The 4,135-nt window shown below is 65.2% G+C and carries 4 protein-coding genes; all 4 read right to left on the reverse strand.

Annotated elements, in window-relative coordinates; translation table 11 throughout:
* Window positions 1-678 (reverse strand): MFS transporter (locus RMCN_RS26770; RefSeq protein WP_131808613.1); only part of this gene is annotated, 678 nt, incomplete at its 3' end.
* Between the two features lie 50 nt (window positions 679-728).
* Window positions 729-1,841 carry a PLP-dependent cysteine synthase family protein gene (locus tag RMCN_RS26775; RefSeq protein ID WP_067395748.1) on the reverse strand — a complete coding sequence of 371 codons (1,113 nt, stop codon included), beginning with the start codon at window positions 1,839-1,841 and terminating at the stop codon, window positions 729-731.
* Between the two features lie 116 nt (window positions 1,842-1,957).
* Entirely contained in the window at window positions 1,958-2,371 is a 414-nt protein-coding gene (gene lpqS, locus RMCN_RS26780; RefSeq protein ID WP_131808612.1) for a putative copper homeostasis (lipo)protein LpqS, read from the reverse strand.
* 383 nt (window positions 2,372-2,754) lie between these two features.
* Window positions 2,755-4,135, reverse strand: a 1,381-nt coding sequence (locus RMCN_RS26785; RefSeq protein ID WP_067395750.1) for a multicopper oxidase family protein, incomplete at its 5' end; no start/stop codon positions are given.

Consider the following 4,135-nt stretch of genomic DNA (forward strand, 5'->3'; position numbering starts at 1 on the left):
TGGCGCCAGAATCGCTGCGTGCAGCGGCAGTGCGAGATATACCTGGAAGGACAACACGTAGGAGCCGATCATGGCCGCTGCGAACAGCAGAAAGGATCGGTTGGCCACCACGGCGCGCCAGTCATCGAGTACGGACGCCTTCTCGGCGTTGAGTGTGGCGCTGTGCTGGGGAAGGGCGAACAACTGGGCAACGGTCAGTAGCGCGAACACTGTCGCCGCCGCTGCCGCGGTGACGCGGAAGTCGAGCGCCATCAGCGCCAGTCCCGCCAGCGGACCGGCCAGAATGCCCGCCTGGTAAAAGATGTTGAACACTGCGAACGCCTCGACGCGCCGATCACCGGAATCGGCTGCCAAATAAGCGCGTACCGCCGGGTTGAACAATGCTCCGGCGAAGCCCGTCGCCGCCGAGGCGATCAACACCATCGGCAGTGACTCGGCCACGACCAGCAACCCGAACCCTGCGGTACGCAGCAGGCATCCCGCCACGATCAGCGGTTTGTAGCCCAACCGGTCAGCAAGCGTGCCTCCGATGATGAACATGCCCTGCTGTGAGAAATTACGCACGCCCAGCACCAGACCGACCGCCCATGCTGCGAGCCCCAACGGGCCGGCCAGATATCCCGCCAAGTAAGGCATCAGCATGTAGAAGCCCAGGTTGATGCCGAACTGGTTGATCATCAGCAGCCGGCTCGGCCAACCAAAACTCCTGAACTGTGCGGCCACTGCCCTCACCGCGCCACCGCCACGGGGTCAACCACCCGCGCGCACCGCGTCCACGACTGCACGACGCACTCTGTGGGCTCCGCGACGACCGCGGGCTCTGCGCTTGGAGGGCCTGCCAGGATTCCGTGTGCCCGGCAGTAGTCGTCGTTGTAGACGGTGTCGAAGTAGCGTTGCGGGCCGTCGGGAAACACCGCGGCGATCCTTGTACCCTGCGGGTAGGTGCGCGCCGCCCAACCGGCCACCAGCGCGACCGCCCCCACACTCCACCCACCGCTGGCGTAGTGGGTGGCTGCCAAGGTTCGGCACGCCCACACCGCCTCCGCGGGCGCCACCCAGTGCACCTCGTTGAATGCGCGGTAATCCACATTGCGGGGGTAGATGCTCGAGCCCAGGCCGCGCATCAACCGCGTGCTTGCCGGCTGGCCAAAAATCGTCGAACCAACGGTGTCCACGCCGATCAGCTGCAAGTCGGGATTAAACTCGCGCAACACCCGCGCCACGCCGGCCGAATGCCCGCCGGTGCCCACGGAGCACACCAAGACGTCAATGGACCCCAGCTGATTCTGCAACTCCAGCGCTAAGCCCCGATACGCGTCGACATTGTCGGGATTGTTGTACTGATCCGGATACCAGGCGGTCGGATCACCGGCCAAAATCTCGGCCACCCGATCGCGCCGAGCCTGCTGCCAACCGCCCCGCGGGTGCGGCTCGGTCACCAGATCCACCTGCCCACCGTATGCCGAAAGCATTCGTTGAACAATCGGTTCCATACCGGGATCAGCGACCAGCGTCACCGGATGCCCGTATACGGTGCCCGCCAGCGTAAGCCCCAGCCCGAGTGTGCCGCTGGTGGATTCGACGATCCGGCCACCCGGCTGCAGATCGCCACGGGCGAGGGCACGCTCCACCATGTGCATGGCCGGGCGGTCCTTCATCCCGCCGGGGTTGAAGCCCTCGAGTTTGGCCCAAAAGCCCCGCTCTTCAGAGCTGAACGGAGCACCGATCCACAGCACTGGAGTGCGGCCGACCAGCGTGGCAGGCCGGCGGTGATACCGGCCGACGGCGCGGCGACGTGAGGCGGACAGGTCGGGCGTGTGTACGGATAGGACATGGTTCATAGGGTTTCCACGCTTCTGCGTCGGAGCCGCAGCGCTGAAGAGGACGCGGCTATGGATGGTGGGCAGCAGACATCGACCCGAGTCCGCTCAATGCGGACAGGTCATGCGCCGCCCACTCAGCAGCGTGTGATACAGAACCGGGTGAGCCGATCACGACCCCAGAGCACAGCCCGGGCCGCCGGCGGCGGGCCACGCATGGATGTGCCGACCGCGGCGCCCCACCAGCCCAGCGCCAAAGCCACGGCGGTGACCAATCCAAGCGCAAGGGGCAGGGTCATGACCCGGGGCAGCACAGCCGCGGCAATACCGTGGTGCAGGTCGATGATGGACCCGTCCAGACAATGTGGGTGATCGACGACTTCAGCGAACTGAGACCCGAGTGCCGATACCACAGCATGGGGTCCGTGCGGCGCCGGAGGATCCACACAGGTGGCTGCCCACCCGGTGACAGCGACCAGCATCCACGAGATCACTGCCAGCCCGATCAGTCGGCGCAGCAGTATCGTGGTTCGCGAGCCATCGTGTTTCACAACGTTGCCCACAGTAACAGCGCGCACGCACGCCACGGCCCAGGCGCGAAGTTGATTCCGTGTTGTTACCGGGTCGCGATTCTTCAATTTCGCCTCACCAGGCCCGCCCCGGGCGTACCGCCATCAGAGTTTGCAATCTGCCTGCCCGCCACCGGATCTCTTCATCCGGCGCCACCCACCCGGCCACTTCTTGAGGAATCGTTCCTGCATATACGTACTATTTGCTTACGTACACAGTTTGGCAGCATTGGGCACCCATTGGTCTTCGACGCGTCAGCGCTCGTCGCACTGCTCGGAACACAAGGCGTGCATTAACAAGTCACCGACGCCGGAGATGTTACGGATATCACTGAGTCATTCTGGCGAAGATCGACGCACGGCCCTCAGGTCCTGTAGTTCAGGCTGGTCATCATGCCGGCCTCCTGGTGATAGGTGTTATGGCAGTGCAGCATCCATATCCCCGGGTTATCGGCATCGAAGACCACCGTGAGTTTCTGCATCGGAAGCACATTGACGGTGTCCTTGCGGGGGCCTGGCCGCCGCTGGTCGGCTGTCACTACTTCGAAGGTGTGGCCGTGCAGGTGCATCGGGTGCCACATCATGGACATGTTGTTGAACGTCACCGCGACGCGCTGGCCCTGCTGCACGTTCAGCGGTTCGGTAGCGGCGAACGGCCGACCATTGATCGTCCAATCGTAGGTGGCCATTGATCCTGCGAGGTCGGCGGGCAGTGCCACGTCGGCGGTGCGGCTCGGCAGCGTCACGCTGGGCGCCGCGCTCACCTGCTCTACCGTGCCGACGCGGCCAGACAACTCCGGTGGCCGGAAATCCGGCGCAGCAGGCGCACCGGCTCCGGTGACCAGCAGCGCTCGCGCCACGGCGTTCTTACCTTCAGCGGCGGCGACGAGCGGAAAGACCCCGTCACCGGCGGTGACCACCACGTCATAACGCTCCCCCATCCCGACCAACACAGCGTCAAACTCAGTCGGAACCACCGGGAAGCCGTCGGTATGTGTGACCATCATCGAGTGGCCGGCCAGCGCCACCCGAAACGCGGTATCCGAGCCGGCGTTGATGAGCCGGATACGAACTCGCTGGCCGGGTATTGCGCGAAACGTGCTCGGAGCTTGCGGGATTCGGCCGTTCATCAGGTAGTACGGGTAGGTGATATCTCCGGCGTCGCCACCGAGCAGTTCGCTGCCGCCCGTGCCGCCCACCCCGGGCACCGTCGCTGATCCGGGCATATCGCCCATGTCTCCCATCCCCGGCATATCGTGCGCAGGCGGGCCCATGGCGCGAAGCCCCTCATAGAGCTGTTGAGGGCTCGAACCCACACCGTCGGTCCAGTCGTCCAGCATCACCACCCATTCGGCGTCATAATCGCCGGGCTCGGTCGGGTCGTCGACGATCACCGGAAGGTACAGGCCGGTGTCGGCCTGCAACCCGGTATGGGGATGCGCCCAATAGGTTCCCGGGTGCGGCACCGAGAATCGGTAGATGAAGTCGCGTCCGGCATCGATGTTGGGCGTCGCCGGAGCGGCACCGTCCATATCGTTGCGCAGCGCAATGCCATGCCAGTGAACCGACGTCGGCTCGCTCAATCGGTTCCGAACGGTGACCGCCAACTCGTCGCCGACGCTGGCCCGCAGCAGCGGCCCCGGCACGGTGTCGTTGTAGGACAGCGTCTCGGCAATCACCCCGCCGAGGTCGGCGCGGGTGCGCTGGGCGGTCAGTGTTGCGCTGACCGTGCGTCCGCTGTGCGGG

The organism is Mycolicibacterium novocastrense, assembly GCF_001570485.1.
Taxonomy (GTDB): domain Bacteria; phylum Actinomycetota; class Actinomycetes; order Mycobacteriales; family Mycobacteriaceae; genus Mycobacterium; species Mycobacterium novocastrense.